Source organism: Schinkia acidoalkalinis, assembly GCF_054301215.1.
Genome location: NZ_CP182573.1, coordinates 861003 through 878708 on the forward strand (window position 1 = coordinate 861003; position 17706 = coordinate 878708).

Below are 17706 nucleotides of genomic sequence, written 5' to 3' on the forward strand. Positions count from 1 at the left end.
TCAATCAGCCCCTTAGATATTCACTATATCCTTACTCTTACTAGTAAGTTCGGTTAATTGGTAGGCGTTTTCAGATGCGATTTCATTCATGATCTCTACTAAACGGAAATGATGAGTAAAAAAGATAATTTGCATCCTTTTTGATAATTCCAATAATATTTTTAATGTTTCCTTCGAACGAACATCATCAAAGTGGACCAAAATATCATCTACAATAAATGGAATCGGCTCATTTTCTTTCCCATACTTTTCAATGCTTGCGATTCTTAGAGCTAGATACAATTGATCAGTTGTTCCATCACTCATGCCAGCAATTGCAACTTTCTCATCGTTTGTACGTACACCCATTAAGACAGGCTGATCTTTTTCGTCATAGTCAACAGCTAGTCCCGTAAATGACCCCAATGTTAACCTAGCGAATAATTCACTAGCCCGCTCTAGGATAGGATTTTGATTTTGACTGCGATAAAATTCAATTCCCTTTTGTAAAAGCGTTGATGCCAGCTTAACTTGGATGTACTCCTCTGTTACATTGTTTAGTCTAGCAATTACACTCTCTTTCTTTTGCTCCGCCGCAACAGATGCTATACTATTCCCTTGAATTTTTTCTTCAAATTCTTTCTTTACAACTCCATGGGCTTGTTCCATTTCTGAACGAACCGGTTCAATTTCAATAAGTTTTCTGTTTATTTCTTCTAACTCTACATCGATGCGGTCATATTCAAATCTGTCGGATTCCTCCATTAATTCCCCTAGTGAGAGTCCGCCTCCGATATCGAGGAGTTCCTCCTCTATGATTAGCATTTTTTCTTCGTAATCTTTCTTTTGTAAAAATGCCTTTTCAACTTGTTCTAATTCTTCAAGATTTTTACATTCAGCTTGTTTCATAAGGGCATATAAAATACTCTCAGCATTTTCTATCTCACGCACGGTTTCCTTTATACTTGTATCCAATTTTTTAAGTTGGCTATTTAAATTATTAATCTTAACCTGATTCTCTTTTGCCTCCTGGAGATTTGCATTTAACTGCGCTACGACCATATCAATTGCCATTTCATCACACATTAGCGAGTTTGCTTGCAAAAGTTGAAGCACTCTTTTTTCAAAAATTGAAGTTTCTTCGAGAATCGAATCGTGTTTTTTCTCAATGCCAGTTAATTCATCATAAGCTTTCGCACAATCCTCATAAAGATGGATCATTCTTTCGGCGCCAACTACTGAAGTAGATTCAGTAATGCTTGTACCACTAATGGCTTTGATCCATTCATCATGCCAATCCTCCAATTTGCGGTAAATATCTTTGTTCTTTAAAGCAATATTGTTGATGCGATGCTTTATTCCCGAAATGCTATCTTCAAGTCTAGTACGTTTCTGTACATCATCATTGATTTTCTTCTGCTCTTTCTCAGCAATACTTAAAGCTTGTGCCAATGATGTTTGTTCGCTTACCTCAACAAGTGATGCAAGGGCTAAACGCAACAATTCTTTAAACTGATTGATTTTCATTTCTAGTTCATGAATGGTGCTTTCCGACTTTATGAAATCTTGATACATTGCTTTCATTTTTTCATACTTTGCTAACCATTCTTTCATTTCCCCCGGTGATAACGGGATGATGGTTGTCGGCTTCCAAAGTTCAATCCATGAAGTTTCCCAATCAGCCAATTGTTTATTTAGTTCGCCTTTTATTTCCTCAAGCTCGGTTATTTTCTTTTGACAGCTTTTAATATCATCTATATGCTTTTTCTTTGCCCCTACCTTTTCAGCTTCGCTTCTCATCGTGTCAGCAATAGCATCTGCATTAGCAACAAGATTTTCATAAACGCTCTCTATTTCCTTCCCATTTGTAAAACTTCTACATTGTTGTTCATCCAACTTCCCATCCCGCAGTTTTGTACGAATGAGCTTCCAACCTTGATCACGATTTGTACGTATGCTTATTAATTTCTCTTCTGATGGAATTTCAGATAAGGCTTCTAAATGGCGAATCTGCTCTTCAAAATTCGAGATTGCTTCCTTTTGACTGTTGATTTTTTCAATCGTTTTTTCATATTTTTTTAAAATAGCAGCGTACTCTTCTTCAAACTTCTTAATGGTTTCCGCTAAAATAGGAACAGAAAGCTGGATTAATTCTTCATATGTCCCATTCCACAACGGCAGCTGTCTACACGCTTCTTCTATTGCAAGCTTTTTCTGCTTGTATTCGGCAATATGAGCTCTAAGTAATTCCTCTATGTCACCTGCGCGTTTGACCGTATCAATCACAGTCTCCAATTCCTCAATAGTAGGAGGAGTTGGTATCGTATCTAATTCCTCTATTTTCACCTTTAACTCTTCATCAATCGTTTGTCTTTCTTTTTGATTATCTTCAATAGCCTGATCAAGGAGTGGCTTTTGTTTACATAATTCACGAATTCCTTCTTTTTTTACTGCCGGTAAACGGTATTTGTCAATTTGATCAAGTGTTGCCTGATTAGAATCAATTTCCTTCATTAAGCTGATCACTCGATCTTCAAGCAGCTTTCTTTCTCCCTCTAATCTAGGACCTAGTTTAATATTATTTTGATAGCTTTGTACTTCTCGATAAAGGGCATCTATAACAGGCGCTTGCTCAAGGAGACCATCAGGTATCATAATCGTGTTGCGCTCTTTTTCAAAATCATGATAATCTTCTTCGGCTTTCTGTTTTTGTTTATTTAATGACTCAAGTTTTTGGACTGTTTCTATCCTCAACTCTCCAATATGAGCAGGAAGGGCCGGTACTTTACCAAGTTCTATCAGCCTTTTCTCTAGTTCTCTTAGCTTAGCGATTTTGGGTAAGGTAAGCTTTATTCTTTGTAGTTTTTCTCGTTCACTTCGTAATGAGATGATCTCATTGATCATATTTTCAATTTTTCTTTTGCCCTCATTATACTGTCTTTCAAGCTCTTTCCACGCTTGTACCTTCAACTGATATTGTGCTATTTCTTTATTTAGCTCTTTTTCTTCTTTTAACAATCGGTTGAGTTCAGGGGTTGAGCCTCTTTTTTTATAAAGGTCACCGGATTTTTTCTCGAGCTCTTCAAAAACTTTGCGGAGCATATTAATGCCCGAGGCTGCGGAAAAGATGCTTTCACCAACATTCCCACCGCTTTCGAGCAAACTCTCCCCGCCTTCCCTAAGAGTTTCATGGTTAAGAGCAAACATATTAGTAAATTGTTCTTCAGGAACGCCATTTAAAAAGTCAGCAACCAATGTCTCACTAAGTGCTTCTCCATGAGCGTCAATAATGGTATTCTTTTTTCCTTTTCTTCTTGTAAAGTGCAATCGTTCCCCTTTATGGTTTTCAAGCTCGCCTTCAATTCTTAGCTTTGCATTGCTATGAAGAAAAGAGTCCATTGTTTGCTGTGGAAATCCATAAAGAAAATGGTTGATGGAACGCAATGCTGTACTTTTCCCTGCTTCATTTAAACCATAAATCAAATGAAAATTTTTAGTTGGATCAAAGTTAATTTCATAATCGGTAAAATGACCGAACGCCCGTAAATTCAAATAATTAAAGCGCATTACCCTTCCACCCCCGACTTTGTTAAATAGTATAGTATTAAGTCTTCAACATCATGGAGTCTTTTTCTAATTATATCTGTATTATTAAAATCAAAGCCCTCATCACCAATTTTCAAATCATATGGTAATGCCTGCTGAATATCTTCAAACTCGGCAAGTAATTCTTTAATAGCTTCATCATCATTTTCAATGTTGTTTATAAAATCTAAAATAACGGCCACAGGCGTATGTTGGGCCTTCAATTCCGCGATGTTCATGAGAAATGACGTTTCAATTTTAATCTTTTCTACCCAAATATCACCCATACCGACCTCTAATGAAGTAGCCCGGATATTATTGATAAAATGCTCTTTTGTAACAAGAAGCTCTTGGTGTGCCTTTGTGGAGCCATAAATTCGAAAGCGGACAGCTAAGAAACGACCTTCTGCACCTTGATATTTTTCCTCTAATGCTTCACGGACTTGATTGATGATTTCTTCGGTACTTTCAACCCCATTCACATCAATTTCACATAATTCCCAGCGTAATACATCAAGTGATAGATGTGTATAGGAAGTGATTTCTCCATTTTCAACTGTAACCAACGTACAACCTTTGTCACCTGTTTCTTTTATATGTCTACCTTGAATATTTCCTGAAAATAATATCACAGGTTCCCACTCATGAAGTACCTCTCGTAAATGGATATGTCCCAATGCCCAGTAATCATAGCCTTTTTCCTTCATATCATCTAGCGAACACGGCGCATAGTTTTCATGGCCTTCTCTACCGGTCGCACTTGTATGGAGAATACCAATATTAACATAGCCATCGATTCTCTTAGGATAGTTTTTCACTAAATTATCTTCAACGGAACGTGTAGCAAAGCCTTGGCCATGAATAGCAACCCCCAAATCATCCAGGATAATGGTTTCCGGATGCTTAGTTGAAAACTCTATGACATTATCGGGAAGTTTTAATTCCTTCGTTATTAAACTAGCAGCATCATGGTTACCGCGGATCAAAAATACTTTAATAGCCTCTTTTTGTAAGCGGACCATTTGACTGGCAAAAAACAACCCTGTGTTGTAATCCTTCCAGTCACCATCGTATAAATCACCGGCAATGATGATGAATGAAACCTGTCGTTCAATCGCTGTATCTACTAAATTTTTGAAAGCATCTCTTGTTGCATTCCGGATCTTTTCAACCGGCGCCCCTTCATATTGCTCCAGCCCTGTTAATGGACTATCAAGATGGATATCTGCAGCATGAATAAATGAAAATGGCATCATACATCCCTCCATTTATTTCTTAATTATACTTGTTAACCTATTATACCAAACAGACGTTCTTTATTTCAATTTATTTACAATAGAAAAATTCACATAACTTTTAATAATCTTACCAATCTTTAAATGGTAAAATAAAAGTATTAAAAATAGGGGGGATTTCAATGTTCAACAAAGTACTAGTAGCCTATGATGGTTCAGAATTAGCAAAAAAAGCTCTACAATTAGCAATCCAATTTTCCAAAGGTAATCCTAATTTGCAGATCGAAATCGTCCATGTGTATCAAATTCCAACAGTTGCCATTGGCGAGGGATATTATACTCCTACAGCACAGGCGGCCCTAAATTACGTGGAGACTGCTGAGAAAGTATTAGCAGAGGCCGAGGAGATTGTATCGGCTGAAACAAAAAATTATCATGCTGTTTTAAAGGATGGCGCTTATGCTAGGAATATAGTGGAACATGCCGGGGAAACCGGTTGTGATCTCATTTTAATTGGCAGCCGTGGACTAAGCGGTCTTAAAGAATATTTTCTTGGCAGTGTTAGCCATAATGTAGTGCAAAAATCTAAAGTGCCTGTTTTTGTTGTAAAATAGTTTATATTTAATACTATTCCAAAAGTTGTAAAACCTCCTTGGTAAACTGTGTTCGACCGAGGAGGTTTTCTGCTTTTAATCTTATTTACTTGCTATATATTCTTCCAAAGTACAGCCTTTTTGATAGATCTCTGTAGCTGCGTCCGTGCCGACAAAGCGTATATGCCATGGTTCGTAGCTATAACCTGTAATGGCTTCCTTCCCTTTTGGATAGCGAATAATGAAACCAAACTTATGGGCGTTGTCCCTTAGCCAAATTCCTTCTTTCGTTTCACCGAACTCTTCGATTACATCAAAACCAACATATTTTGATGTTACATCCATTGCTAACCCAGTTTGGTGTTCACTTTGTCCAGGTACTGCGCTTACCTTCCGAGCCCCTTCTTCCCCGTTTTTAGCAACACTTGCAGCAAATACTGCTTCTTGGCGGGCATAAGAACGATAACCAGAAGCCCCCAAAAGTTCAATATTTTCTGATTTTGCAGCTGCAAATAATTGTTCTAAAGCTTTTGCAGCTTCACTACGAACATAACGCTTTTGAACGTCCTCATCAAAAGAAAATGGGATATTAGGAGCTACTAAATCACTTGGCTCATAGTTTTCAGGCAAGGTATAGTGTTTGTTGACTACTACTAATAGATCTGCTGGATTTCCAACAACCTGCACCCCATCTACTTTTTTATCATTATTATTGGTTGTGGGTGCAACAGTTTCTTCGGCTTTTTGATTGTCATGATGTTCTATTACTTCAGAATCTATTAACTTTTCTTCAACTGGTGCGACTTTATTTGCATTCGGTGGATGACTAGCCATCATTTGGCTATTACTGCAACCGGACATTACCAGCCCTATCGTTAATGCGATCAAAGGCATCTTCATTTTTCAAACTCCTTGGTTTTCTAGTCTTTTCTATTGGATACCAATCTATTATACTAAATTTCCGTTCGACTATACATTACATTTTTCGACTAAACTAGAAACCTATTCCTTTGGTAAACGAATTGTAAATGTAGTCCCTTTCCCTATCTCACTAGCTGCTGAAATTGAGCCACCATGCGCTTCCACAAACCCTTTTGCAATCGAAAGGCCTAGTCCCGCCCCACCTTGTTGTCTATTTCTCGCCATATCAGTCCTTGCAAACCGATCAAAAATAGTCGGTAAAATTTTTTCATCAATTCCTGAGCCTGTATCAGAAACTGTGACAATAACCTCTTCTGAAGGAGTATCCTCCTCTACTTTAATTGTGATTTCACCATTTATTGGAGTATGTCTCAGTGCATTATCTAGTAAATTCACGATAACCTGTGTCATCCGATCTTCATCTAATGCTAGAACTATATTGGTTGGTAGAAGTTGTGTCCTAAGTATGATTCCTTTTTCCTCGGATAAAGCCATAAAATTTGTACTGACTTTTTCGATAAAATTGTTCACATCAATAGGTTGTTTATTTAATGGTAGTTTCCCAGCTTCTGCTAAGCTCAATTGCTGTAAATCATTGACCAAACGGGATAATCGATAAACCTCGTCAATTAACAGGATAATCTCCTTTTCATCCGCTTTTATAACCCCCTCTTGAATCGATTCCAACTTACCGCGGATGATTGCAAGTGGCGTTCTTAGTTCGTGAGCAACGTCTGCCATCAGATTTTGTCTGAGCTTTTCATTTTGTTCCAGCTGCTCCGCCATATGGTTAAACGCTTTAGAGAGAGGATAGAATTCATCTTTGTTGTCTATGGTGACACGGTATGTTGTATCACCGGCAGCTACCCTTCGAATTCCTTCCAAAAGCTTTTCAACTGGTTTTGCGAACCCCTTTGTCATTAAAAAACCTACCAACACAGCAATCATACTGCCTATTAAAGTTCCTAATAGAATCGTAATCGTAGTAGAATGAATAAATCGTTTTACTAAGTTTTGCTGAAGGCTATCCTCCCCGCGGATTATGATTAATTCGCCGATTTTTTCTCCATCAACAATTAAATCGCGGTGAATACCTTGGACGTCTGTTGCCTTTTTTCCAGTATAATTGCCATCGGAATCTGCGACAATTTCCCCATTTTTGTCAGCAATCATCATTTGTTGATTGAAAATCACCGGATTACCCATCATTTGGGCATGCCTTCTGCCCATCATCATTTGATTTTCTTGCAGAACTTGTTCTACATTCGCGAACGTACCGTAAGCTTCAAAATAGTTCTCAAAATACGTTACGAAACGATCTGTCATCCCCATTTCTTGATTCACTAGAAACTCTTGAAATTGTGATTTAATCTGATTTTGGAAAAAAATATATTGAAAAACCCCCACCAATACTACGATTGAAGTTACGGCAAAGATAAATTTCGAAAATAGCTTCATAGTTCACCACCAAAGCGGTAGCCAATTCCATATAATGTGTGGATATAATTTGGATTATGAGGATCTTCTTCTACCTTTCTTCGCAAATTACTAACATGGGTATCAATCGAGCGCTCGTAATTGGCATAGGCCTCTCCGAAGGCAACATTCATCAATTGCATACGACTATATACACGGCCAGGCTTTTGCGCCAATGTTACCAGTATTTTAAATTCCGTTGGCGTTAGATTCACTTTTTTGCCGTCTATAAAAACCTCGTAGGTTGAAAGATTGATAGACATATCACCACGAATAAGGACCTCATCATCATGATCTTCATGATCAGCATTAGTCCGTCTTAAAACAGCTTTCATTCGTGCCGTCAATTCACGCAGACTAAATGGCTTCGTAATATAGTCATCAGCGCCCAATTCCAAACCTACTATTTTATCGATCTCATCTGTTTTTGCCGTTAGCATAATGACAGGAGTATTCTTTTGAATCATATGAATTTCTTTAAGTGCTTCATAGCCATCCATTTCCGGCATCATAATATCAAGCAGCACAATGTCAATTTGTTCACTATTTACATAATCCACTGCATTCTTTCCATCAGCAGCTTCCAACGTTTCGTAGCCTTCATTTTTTAAATAGGAGGAAATCATTTCTCTAATTTTCTCCTCATCATCAACTACCAATACTTTCTTTGCCATCTCGCACCACCTCTCATCTTTATTATAAATTTAATCGCAAGATTACGGGTCCCTTTTTATGGATATTGTAGGACAAATACCTTCTATATAAAAAGGCCCCGAGGTTTTGTTCCTCAGAGCCTACTCTATAGAGCTGCTTTGCCTGTATACTTCATTACCACCCCATCATGCCGCCCATTCTGCCCCGTCCCATTCCTGGTCCACCGCCAGGGGCCATTGGACAAGGTCCGTAATTATTGTAGTTCCCTTTGCCAGCACCAGCACCGTTGCCACGAGGTCCAACTCCATCGGCATTAATCATTCCTTCAATCATTGCTTTCATATTTTCAAGCATGACATCCTTTTGTTCTTTTGTAATTGTTTTCTCCTTCACCATCTTATTTAAAGCTGCTTCCCTGTCGGCCATCACTGCTTTTACAACATCTGCTGCCTTAATATCTTTTTCTTTTAAGAGGTCGGCGATAGATTTACCTTCTAGCCTTGCTTTATAGAGTTCATCTGTTGTCATTCCTAATTTTTCGGCAATAATTTCATGCATATTCCCTTGGAAATATTGCCCCATGAACATTCCCATTCTACCGTAAGTTACATTATCACTTGGAAGTACATTAGCCGGGGTATTTGCTGCCAAACCCGGATTTGGAGCTACCATTCCCAACGCTAAACCGCCAACCAACGCAGCACCTAAAACCATCTTTACGACTTTCATGATTAATACCACCCTTCTATTGTTTTTGATTTCTATCTCTACTTTTATAATAGAAGAATAAATTCCAGGCATCGTCAGGAAATTGTTAAGATAATGTTAAGATTCATTTGTACCAAAAACTAAATTAATGATAAAAGATTGTCGTATCAACCTTTCCGACTGCTTCCACAATTAGATCATCAAAGCTTTGCTGCGCAGTTAATTCCAAGGCATCATCGTCAAGATAGGACGATCTTTGTTTTTCTTCCGCCATTAGTTTTTTCTTCACATTTTCGGCATTAATAATTGTATAATAGCGTTGTTTTTCATATTTCCAAAACTTATCTACCCCGAATGAAGCAACCATTTTTTGAAAGGTAGCATCATTAGCTTCATCTTTTTTTAATTTCTCGATTCTTTTTTGCACTTCTTCCTCTTTTGCTGTTACCCCTTTTTCTTTCGCCAAATAATCGACCGCTTTCAATTCAACAATCTGCGAAATCATTGCTTTTTCGGGCGGACAAGAATTTTGTTCTGCCTTATTTGCCAAGGCATTTTGCAGTTTTGCCCGAAAGCATTCATAGTCCATTTCCTCTTGGCTGATTTTTTCGCCACCAACGCTGGCATAAATCTGTTCTTTTTGCTGTTTTATGTCTTCACTTTTTGACTGATTTCCTTGATTTTGAGTTTGCTTCGCTACTGTATCAGCATTCTGACTGCAGCCGGCAAACATTAACAACACCGCAAACGATAATACTGCATATATCAACTTTTTCATGGATTTTTTTCACCTTCAAATGTCATTTTTTTTGATGGTACCTATTTGTTAAAATCTCTTGATAGATATCCTCTAACGTAATCTCTTTGATTTCGATATCCTTCACACCCGCATAGGATTGCAAAGCTTTCAAAACCGGTAGTTTATCTTCATATTTACAAGGCACAATATAGGCGCCTTTTTGATTTATGATTGGTAGGTTCAGTTTTTTGCTTAAAGCTGCTTCATCAATCACATGATCAAATGAAACCTTCATTTTTACTTCATTTTTAGCCTTCCGTTTTAATTCTTGAACGCTTCCCAAGGCAACAATTTCGCCGTCGCTAATGATGCCAACACGGTCGGCCAAATCCTCCACTTCACTAAGAATATGTGAAGCAAAGACGATTGTTGTCCCTTCCTCATTTAATTGTTTCATTACTTTTTTGAACTGGATGGACCAGAACGGGTCCAACCCTGATGTCGGCTCATCCAAAATCAACAATGGTGCCTTTGGCAATAGCGAAATAGCAAAACCAATCCTTTGTGTCATTCCTTTTGAGAAATCACCGACCTTTTGATTTTTATGATCGAGAAGGCCAACGATTTCAAGAACCTCATCTTCATTCTTTTCTGGTATATTTTGGAGCTCAGCAAAAAAGTGGAGTGTTTCCTTTGCCGTTAGATGGGGGTATAATGCCATAATTTCCGGCAAATATGAAAAATATTGTTTTGCTTCTTTCTGAAACGGAGCAATCTCCTTTCCATTAATTTTTATCGTTCCGGAGCTTTTCTGTATTAGTCCAGTCAGCATTTTAATGAGCGTACTTTTGCCTGCACCATTGTGGCCAAGCAAAGCAAAGATTTCTCCCTTGACAATTTCAAGGCTAATATTTTTGACAACCTCAGTTTTCCCGTATTTTTTGCTGATATTTTCAATCTTTACAATCGGCTCTGTCACTGCTGAACACTCCTTTTAAAGAAAAACACGGTTAATAACAATGGAATAATAATCCAGGCACAAATGCCGGTAACCATAATCAATACACTGGAAGCATCGGTAACCATTCTTGTCAGGTCTACAAGGCTGGGACCGAAGATGGTTTCTCCACCTAAATTGACAATCGCCAGGATTCTAACCGAATCAGCTGGATTTAAGAGAATTGAGAATAAAAGAAAAAATGCCATCGCTGATCCTTTAAATAGCGTTGCACCCGCCATGACAATTAAATCGTAAACAAGGATAAAGAAAAACCATAGAATCGTGCTGACAATAATCGCTGTAATTCGCTTGTTTACCAGCACTGAAATGAACATTGAAATGCTTAAAAATGCTAATGCCAAGAGGACAGCTAGGATTACGAAAATGATATAGGCACGCGCATCTTGTATGGACACCTTAAAAGCAACAATCATTCCCATCATGCCAAAGCCCGTTACTATCGTTAGAACGATAGCTGTGGCAATACCAAAATATTTGCCTAAAATAAACTCAACAGCAGTTATTGGTTTTGACAGCATTAGGTTCATTGTTCCGAGCTCCCTTTCACCGGAAATCGAGGTCCCGCCCAAGAGCAATGTAATCATTGGGATAAGAAACAAAATCAAATTTAAAAGGCTTGCTGTCGTCTTATTAAAGCTTTCAAAGCCTAAGCTAGTACTTTTGATAATCCCCAAGTATATAATCGAAAAAGAAAGGACCATAAAAATAATTAAAAAAGTATAAAACCAGCGATTACGAATGGAATCCAGCAATTCTTTTTCGATTAGCACTTTAATTGTGTGTAGGTTTATTTTCATCATCGCTCTTCCGCTCTTTCATGTTTTGTAAGACTTCATTCCAGGTGACCACAGTCCCACTATACTTTGCTAAAAATTTGTCGGCACTCGTTTTGCTTGCAAATGAAAGAAACCCGTAATTCATTGGTGTTTCCACATCCTCTGTGGCGACAAACAAGGCTTTGTCGATTCCAATCCATTTTTTTGTATAAAAATCGCGTACAAACGGCAGCCCCTCAGGCTGATTATCATTGATAAACATTGCCATACAACCAATATCATCAAACTTATAGGCTTCCCCTCCATCTGTGACAATTTGGGCACTGTATTGATTATCCTGTACCATCATCGTACATGCATCGCAAATATCAACGTCTTCATCAATCATTTGCGGGGCAAGCTCAGAATGGGACCCACATGCTGTTAGTAGCAAAAGAAGGGCTAATATAGGTGTAAAAAAGCATAAAATTTGTTTCAACAGACGTTCCCCCCCTCAACTTTCATCATCAACCGCCAAAACGGTGGGAAAGGCGAAAAATAAAGACCATACTTAAAGCAACAATAAGTAGTGATACTGAAAATGTAATAATGCCTGCCAAACGACTTGAATTTGTTCTCAGCTGATCCAAATATACCTTAGAATGACTGTCCGCCGTCAGCGGAAAAGGATCAACAATTTCAGCCCGTTCGATAACTGGAAACATTTTATCAACTGTCTCAAGCAGTTTCGCAGTTGGACTTTCGACAAATAATCGAAAATGCGGGTACTTGTACATAAAAAATTCAAAGGCATTGCCTGAATGGTATGCCGCATCGCCAATCCCATCCTTTTCTATATCAACTCCCGTATATTCACTCCAATAGTTTCCTTTTTTACCTTTATGCCATTGATCTCTGTTCTTTATTTCATTGACAGAAACTTGTTGCAAATTATCGAGAAAGCTATTTTCATAGATTACATCATCCCAGTTGCTGCCCAGAATCTCCATACCGATATCATTCTGGACAATTGTATTATTACGAATCACATTTCCTCTTGATAAATCTGAATAAATGCCTATTGAATTTTTAAAAAACAAATTGTTTGCGACAATACTGTCTTCCGCTGTTTGGAAAAATATCCCAAAATTCCGATAGCCGCGATTATTCTCAAAGATATTATTTTCGAGCTTAATTTCTTTTGAGAACATAATTGCTGCGCCGGAAACATTATTACTAAAAAAATTATGCTTAAACGAATTATTGTCGGACCACATATAATGCAAGCCATAACGGACATTTGTTACTTTGTTATTTGTAGCAAGAGTTTCATCGGCATGGTCAAAATACATACCGTCCCGTACGTTTTTGATGGTATTGCCAGAAACCAAAATTGCTTTTGTATTGAAATAATGAATGCCATTACCGCGCTCTGACAGCTTTTTGGACTTCAAACCATCAATTTGATTATTCTTTATAGAAAGGTTGTTGGAACTATCAATATAAATGCCAAATAATATATCTTCCATTCTATTATTTATAATTTGAACATGATTACTCTTATCCACTAAAATCCCGGCATCATTAGCAAGGAAGTTGTGGCCGCTGCCCTTGATTGTAAATCCCTGAATAACTACATTCGGGCTTTTTATTATGATAACGTGTTGGTTATGATCCCCTTGAATGACAGCTTTTTGTTTTTCCACAGATTGTAATGTAACTGCCTTGGTTATCGTTACTTTTTCCTTGTAAATTCCCGGAAATACAGTAATAACATCACCATTTTCAGCATCTGCAAGAGCAGCGGTAATCGTAGAATATGTTTTGTTATCCCCAACTTCAAGCCCAGCCGCATAGCCCTTTCCTACAAGCAATGTGCCAAGGATAAAAAGGCTGAAGATAAAAAAACTTATGGTTAAGCAGCTTTTTTTGACCATAGTTTTCCACCCCAAGTACCAAGGAAAACGCCGATGGCACTGAGCACAAGAAAATAAAAGCCAGTACGAAATGAACTATAGGTTGTAAAGTTCGCAAGCTGATTTTGACCAACAACCGGCGGTACAAATGGGTCAACCTTAATCGGTGCATCTGCTGAAAGCTGAGTGCCAAATGTATTGAGCCAGTGGTACATATCATAAATTCCAAGTGCACCGCCAATGACAAACAATAAACAAACAAGGTAAGCTACTTTTTTATTGCCAAGTATCGCAGCCAAGGCAGTTAAAGCGACAATACCCCAGATAATATAAGGAATGTACTGCAATTCTGGAAATCCCGTTTCACTAATTTCCGCCATACCAATGTAATGATTTAAGTTGTTTAAAATATCAATCTCACCAGCTAATTTAAATGGATAAACTATGATTGCCAGTCCTTCAGGGTATTGTGGTGCTTCTAAATCCAACCCCCACCATGGCAATGTTGCTGAAATTCCAAGAAAAGCAGCTCCTGCTAGTAACAATATTCGACTGATGGCTGATAATTTTTTCGTTGCATTCATGATCGTGCCTCCGTTTAACATTTATAAATGCTTTCATTAGCGCTATTTTCATTAGGGAAAAGGGAGGAAATTTCCTCCCTTTCTATTATTCTTTTGGTTTAACTAATAAATAACCTTGCATTTCTTGGTGCAGTGCGGAACAGAAGTTAGTACAGTAGTAAGGGAAGACCCCTGGCTTATCTGCTTTAAACTTAATGGTGCTTGTTTGTCCTGGCTGGACTTCAAAGTCAACATCGTAAAGGTTAATACCAAATCCATGGGTGATGTCTTGGTCAAGGTCGATATTCGTTAAATGAATTGTGACTTCGTCTCCTTCATTTACTTTAATTTCATCAGGATAGAAGCGGGAACGGACTGCGATACCGTATACAGTAACTTTATTGCCGTTTCTTTCAACCCTTGCATCCTTTTCAGACCAGATGGCATCTGGATTCTTTTCATCTTTCGGATAAACCTTAATTGGATTTATCTTATCCGCTTTTACAATTTGTGCATAATGCGGTTCTGGATCGATTGGCGCTTCATTGATAATTTCCATTTTGTCACCGGAAATATCAATCAGCTGCATATTTTCCGGATGGGATGGACCTACTGGTAGGTGACGGTCTTTTGCTAGTTTATTCAAAGCAACAAAGTATTTACCGTCAGGGCTGACCGTATCGCCCTCTGCCGCAGAACCATGGCCTGGACTGTAGTGAACAGTTACTTTATCTTGTACTTTCCACTCGCCAAGCTTCCATTTGGCAACAGCACTTTCAACGAATAATGTTGTATAGGCTTCACCGTTCGGACCAAATTGGGTATGAAGTGGTCCAAGACCAACTTCAATTTCAGCAGCTTTTACTGAATCATAGTTTAAAACTGGAATACCTCTTACTTCACCTTTAAAGTCTTTCTTTTCAATCGCTTGCTTAAATTTTTCAAAATCATATGCCGTTACAATTGGAGAAAGCTTACCATTTGCTACGAAATATTTTCCGTCTGGTGATACGTCAACACCGTGCGGGCTTTTCGCAGCCGGTATAGCATAAACGATGCCAGGGACTTTTGCCGGGTCAATGACTTTTTGACCATTTACTTCTTCAATCTTGCCTTCTTTCATAGCTTGCTCTGCAGCTTTCCAGTTTACAGCAATAATATAGTCCGTTTCATTTTTCGAAGCATTAACCTCAAGTAGATGTGTTGCTTCTTCGGTATTATAAGTTGTTAAGAATGCCCAGCCATTGGAAGGACCTTTACCTGCATCAGATAAGTCAAAGTTCCATGGTGGCAACTTTAATTGCCAAGCTGGTGTCATATGGCCTGTCTTTTTATCAATACTAATGGCCTGTAATGCTCCATTATAGGATTCACTGTATTTGTCAAGCTCTTTATAAGAACCATCCATTGGGACTGAAAATCTTGTTCCCATCATAAAGTACTCTGAATTTGGAGTCACGAATACCGCTGAGTGCGGGCCCATAATATTCGGAATCGGTCCGAGAATTTGTTCAGTATGGAAGGTTTTTAAGTTAATCATCGCCGCGCGGTTGTTGGCATTATCATTGATATATAAAAATCTTCCATCATAATCGCCATTCGTTTCACTTAAAGAAGGATGGTGGGCATCTCCCCAAGAATAATCGCCCATCATAGCCTTTGTACGTTCATCGAAACCGTAGCCTGTAGCCGAATCCGGTGAAAATACAGGAATAGTTCGAATTCTTCTTAATGATGGCACGCCAATTACAAATACTTGTCCAGAGTGACCGCCTGATGAGAACATATAATATTCATCATGCTGACCAGGTGGCACAAACGCTTTATTTGCCGCTGCCGAGATTTGTGGACTTGCCGGATTTGGACTATCTTTTGATACGCCAGGGATTACTACATTTCCAGCAACCATACCTGCGATAATCCCAATCACCATTGGTACATACCATTTTCCAAATTTCATACTGGTTTCTCCTCCGTCAATTATTTTTCACCGTAACCTTTAATTAAGCTGATTACCTTTTCTTTTTCATCATCAGTAAGCGGTGATGAGCCTAAAACAGCTGACATCGTCCCTTCTGGTGCATTTAAGAATTCCTCAAGGCTTTTCCCAAATCGCTTTGTAACATCATCATAAGCAATAGCTAAATCAGGAGCTGTTCCATTTCCTTTTTCTCCAAGAGGACTAACAGCATGACATTGAATGCAACCTTTTTGCACTAAAATATTATCTGCCTTTCCTGCTGCAGGAGCAGCGGCTGTTCCAGATTCAGCATCAGAGGTTTGTGCTGTTGCTGAGCTCTTTTCTGTTGTATCAGCAGGAGCCGCTTTTTCCTCCGCCGTTTGTGGCGGCGGTTCTTTCGTTGCACTTTGTTCGCCATTATTAAATAAAAGAGATCCCATAAATCCAATCACAATACCAATGACCAAAAAAAGCGTCCACCGTAAACCTTTATTCACTTCCAACCCTCCTTTTCAAAAACTAATTCTTTTTACGCGTTATTTCTTCATCGGGCCCTAACAGATTATGCACAATTTCTGCACATAATCTGCATACACAAAATATAGCAATATACCACTACCCCTACCCGTGATGAAAATCACGAAAACTCGGAGGGTATATGTCGATTTAGTGGCGTTTTAGTGTTGTAATCATGTTAGAATTGTGAATAAAGCGTGAAGCTATTGAGGCTGTAGAAGTTGGTGGGGGAAGCATAGGTTTCTGGGGAATTGTGAAAAGCATATATACTCCACCAAATCATTTCATGGCATTGATAGGTAACCGTTCAGCAATTACAAAAACAAAAACCGCCCAAAGTGGTAAACTTCGAGCGGTTTCATATATCCAATGCCTTTTTTACACTTTCCTTAACAATAGCTACAATCTTTTCTTTCAATGATTCGTTTACTACCCTTTTTTTGTAATCATTTTCCAGCTCCTTTATTCTAATTTCCTTTTCGCCTATCAACTCTTCAAGCTGATTAAAACTATACTTGCCTGAACGGATATCCAATAGTAAGGCCCTCATTGAATCCTCCACATTATATTGCATCGCCTTTTTAAAGGAATTAAATGAATGATTATGGTACCGTTCTAAAAAATCAAGGATTCGAAATGCACTCATGGCATGTTTGCATGTTGATATAACAAAATTAGCGCCTTTGTCCTTATCCCGGTAGTAATCCTTCATTTTCCGCATATACATTCCAAAGCAGGCATCATAAAGATAAGGGATATTTATCTTTGCAATTTCCTCACGCAATGAAAAAATCTTTGAAAATAACACCTCATCATAAACCACATATTCCTCCGAAAAAAGCACTTCCATAAAATTTACATTTGATTTATACAACAGGTTTGGTAATTTGCGAATGTCATGATATTCAATATCTTCAACATCGCCAACATATGCATTAGAATACTGCCCGCCATCATACAGATCATCAAAACTAGGGTAAAAAAATACCTTATAATCTTTATCTGACTGTTTTGTGTTGAGATTGTAATTATGGCTGCCAACGAGTGCTTTGAAACAAAGTTTTCTTTCTAACAAAATGGTTTTC

Annotated in this window: 16 protein-coding genes; 1 reads left to right on the forward strand and 15 read right to left on the reverse strand. The window is 38.2% G+C overall.

Going from position 1 to position 17706, the window contains the following annotated elements; genetic code table 11:
• Positions 1–12 precede the first annotated feature (12 nt).
• Together ACNQFZ_RS04460 and ACNQFZ_RS04465 are read right to left on the reverse strand one after the other, a co-directional pair.
• Complete coding sequence (locus tag ACNQFZ_RS04460; RefSeq protein WP_458414152.1) at positions 13–3546, reverse strand: AAA family ATPase; 3534 nt, start codon at positions 3544–3546, stop codon at positions 13–15.
• Positions 3546–4820, reverse strand: coding sequence for a metallophosphoesterase family protein (locus ACNQFZ_RS04465; RefSeq protein ID WP_458414153.1), 1275 nt, complete (start codon positions 4818–4820; stop codon positions 3546–3548). Before ACNQFZ_RS04465 ends, ACNQFZ_RS04460 begins: the two co-directional genes overlap by 1 nt.
• A gap of 161 nt (positions 4821–4981) precedes the next feature.
• Here ACNQFZ_RS04465 and ACNQFZ_RS04470 point away from each other — a divergent pair, with 161 nt between their 5' ends.
• The gene (locus tag ACNQFZ_RS04470) at positions 4982–5413 is read left to right on the forward strand and encodes a universal stress protein (RefSeq protein ID WP_458414154.1); all 432 of its coding nucleotides are present in this window, start codon (positions 4982–4984) and stop codon (positions 5411–5413) included.
• Between the two features lie 81 nt (positions 5414–5494).
• On the opposite strand, the gene ACNQFZ_RS04475 is transcribed toward ACNQFZ_RS04470, so the two are convergent.
• From ACNQFZ_RS04475 to ACNQFZ_RS04535, 13 genes are all read right to left on the reverse strand, one after another.
• Positions 5495–6292 (reverse strand): M15 family metallopeptidase, encoded by a 798-nt coding sequence (locus ACNQFZ_RS04475; protein ID WP_458414155.1) that lies wholly within the window; start codon positions 6290–6292, stop codon positions 5495–5497.
• 102 nt (positions 6293–6394) lie between these two features.
• Complete coding sequence (locus tag ACNQFZ_RS04480; RefSeq protein ID WP_458414156.1) at positions 6395–7771, reverse strand: ATP-binding protein; 1377 nt, start codon at positions 7769–7771, stop codon at positions 6395–6397.
• Positions 7768–8463 carry a response regulator transcription factor gene (locus ACNQFZ_RS04485; RefSeq protein WP_458414157.1) on the reverse strand — a complete coding sequence of 232 codons (696 nt, stop codon included), beginning with the start codon at positions 8461–8463 and terminating at the stop codon, positions 7768–7770. The genes ACNQFZ_RS04480 and ACNQFZ_RS04485 overlap by 4 nt, the downstream gene beginning before the upstream one ends.
• Before the next feature lie 154 nt (positions 8464–8617).
• Complete coding sequence (locus ACNQFZ_RS04490) at positions 8618–9172, reverse strand: hypothetical protein (RefSeq protein ID WP_458414158.1); 555 nt, start codon at positions 9170–9172, stop codon at positions 8618–8620.
• Between the two features lie 124 nt (positions 9173–9296).
• Complete coding sequence (locus tag ACNQFZ_RS04495) at positions 9297–9929, reverse strand: hypothetical protein (protein ID WP_458414159.1); 633 nt, start codon at positions 9927–9929, stop codon at positions 9297–9299.
• A 22-nt stretch (positions 9930–9951) separates the two neighbouring features.
• Positions 9952–10869 carry an ABC transporter ATP-binding protein gene (locus ACNQFZ_RS04500; RefSeq protein ID WP_458414160.1) on the reverse strand — a complete coding sequence of 306 codons (918 nt, stop codon included), beginning with the start codon at positions 10867–10869 and terminating at the stop codon, positions 9952–9954.
• Positions 10866–11711, reverse strand: coding sequence for an ABC transporter permease (locus ACNQFZ_RS04505; RefSeq protein WP_458414161.1), 846 nt, complete (start codon positions 11709–11711; stop codon positions 10866–10868). Before ACNQFZ_RS04505 ends, ACNQFZ_RS04500 begins: the two co-directional genes overlap by 4 nt.
• Positions 11683–12165, reverse strand: a complete 483-nt coding sequence (locus ACNQFZ_RS04510) for a nitrous oxide reductase accessory protein NosL (RefSeq protein ID WP_458414162.1) — start codon at positions 12163–12165, stop codon at positions 11683–11685. Before ACNQFZ_RS04510 ends, ACNQFZ_RS04505 begins: the two co-directional genes overlap by 29 nt.
• Positions 12166–12193: 28 nt before the next feature.
• The gene (nosD, locus tag ACNQFZ_RS04515) at positions 12194–13603 is read right to left on the reverse strand and encodes a nitrous oxide reductase family maturation protein NosD (RefSeq protein ID WP_458414163.1); all 1410 of its coding nucleotides are present in this window, start codon (positions 13601–13603) and stop codon (positions 12194–12196) included.
• The gene (locus ACNQFZ_RS04520) at positions 13582–14166 is read right to left on the reverse strand and encodes a hypothetical protein (RefSeq protein WP_458414164.1); all 585 of its coding nucleotides are present in this window, start codon (positions 14164–14166) and stop codon (positions 13582–13584) included. The genes nosD and ACNQFZ_RS04520 overlap by 22 nt, the downstream gene beginning before the upstream one ends.
• An 85-nt stretch (positions 14167–14251) precedes the next feature.
• Positions 14252–16105, reverse strand: a complete 1854-nt coding sequence (gene nosZ / locus ACNQFZ_RS04525) for a Sec-dependent nitrous-oxide reductase (RefSeq protein WP_458414165.1) — start codon at positions 16103–16105, stop codon at positions 14252–14254.
• Between the two features lie 20 nt (positions 16106–16125).
• Positions 16126–16602, reverse strand: a complete 477-nt coding sequence (locus tag ACNQFZ_RS04530) for a hypothetical protein (protein ID WP_458414166.1) — start codon at positions 16600–16602, stop codon at positions 16126–16128.
• Between the two features lie 377 nt (positions 16603–16979).
• A complete protein-coding gene (locus tag ACNQFZ_RS04535; RefSeq protein ID WP_458414167.1) occupies positions 16980–17696 on the reverse strand; it encodes a DNA polymerase beta superfamily protein in 717 nt (238 codons plus the stop codon).
• Positions 17697–17706: the final 10 nt, after the last annotated feature.

Bases quoted from the DNA above. Each gene is read 5' to 3' on its own strand.
- ACNQFZ_RS04460 (WP_458414152.1), bottom strand. From the start codon at position 3,546: ATGCGCTTTAATTATTTGAATTTACGGGCGTTCGGTCATTTTACCGAT.
- ACNQFZ_RS04465 (WP_458414153.1), bottom strand. From the start codon at position 4,820: ATGATGCCATTTTCATTTATTCATGCTGCAGATATCCATCTTGATAGT.
- ACNQFZ_RS04470 (WP_458414154.1), top strand. From the start codon at position 4,982: ATGTTCAACAAAGTACTAGTAGCCTATGATGGTTCAGAATTAGCAAAA.
- ACNQFZ_RS04475 (WP_458414155.1), bottom strand. From the start codon at position 6,292: ATGAAGATGCCTTTGATCGCATTAACGATAGGGCTGGTAATGTCCGGT.
- ACNQFZ_RS04480 (WP_458414156.1), bottom strand. From the start codon at position 7,771: ATGAAGCTATTTTCGAAATTTATCTTTGCCGTAACTTCAATCGTAGTA.
- ACNQFZ_RS04485 (WP_458414157.1), bottom strand. From the start codon at position 8,463: ATGGCAAAGAAAGTATTGGTAGTTGATGATGAGGAGAAAATTAGAGAA.
- ACNQFZ_RS04490 (WP_458414158.1), bottom strand. From the start codon at position 9,172: ATGAAAGTCGTAAAGATGGTTTTAGGTGCTGCGTTGGTTGGCGGTTTA.
- ACNQFZ_RS04495 (WP_458414159.1), bottom strand. From the start codon at position 9,929: ATGAAAAAGTTGATATATGCAGTATTATCGTTTGCGGTGTTGTTAATG.
- ACNQFZ_RS04505 (WP_458414161.1), bottom strand. From the start codon at position 11,711: ATGATGAAAATAAACCTACACACAATTAAAGTGCTAATCGAAAAAGAA.
- nosD (WP_458414163.1), bottom strand. From the start codon at position 13,603: ATGGTCAAAAAAAGCTGCTTAACCATAAGTTTTTTTATCTTCAGCCTT.
- ACNQFZ_RS04520 (WP_458414164.1), bottom strand. From the start codon at position 14,166: ATGAATGCAACGAAAAAATTATCAGCCATCAGTCGAATATTGTTACTA.
- nosZ (WP_458414165.1), bottom strand. From the start codon at position 16,105: ATGAAATTTGGAAAATGGTATGTACCAATGGTGATTGGGATTATCGCA.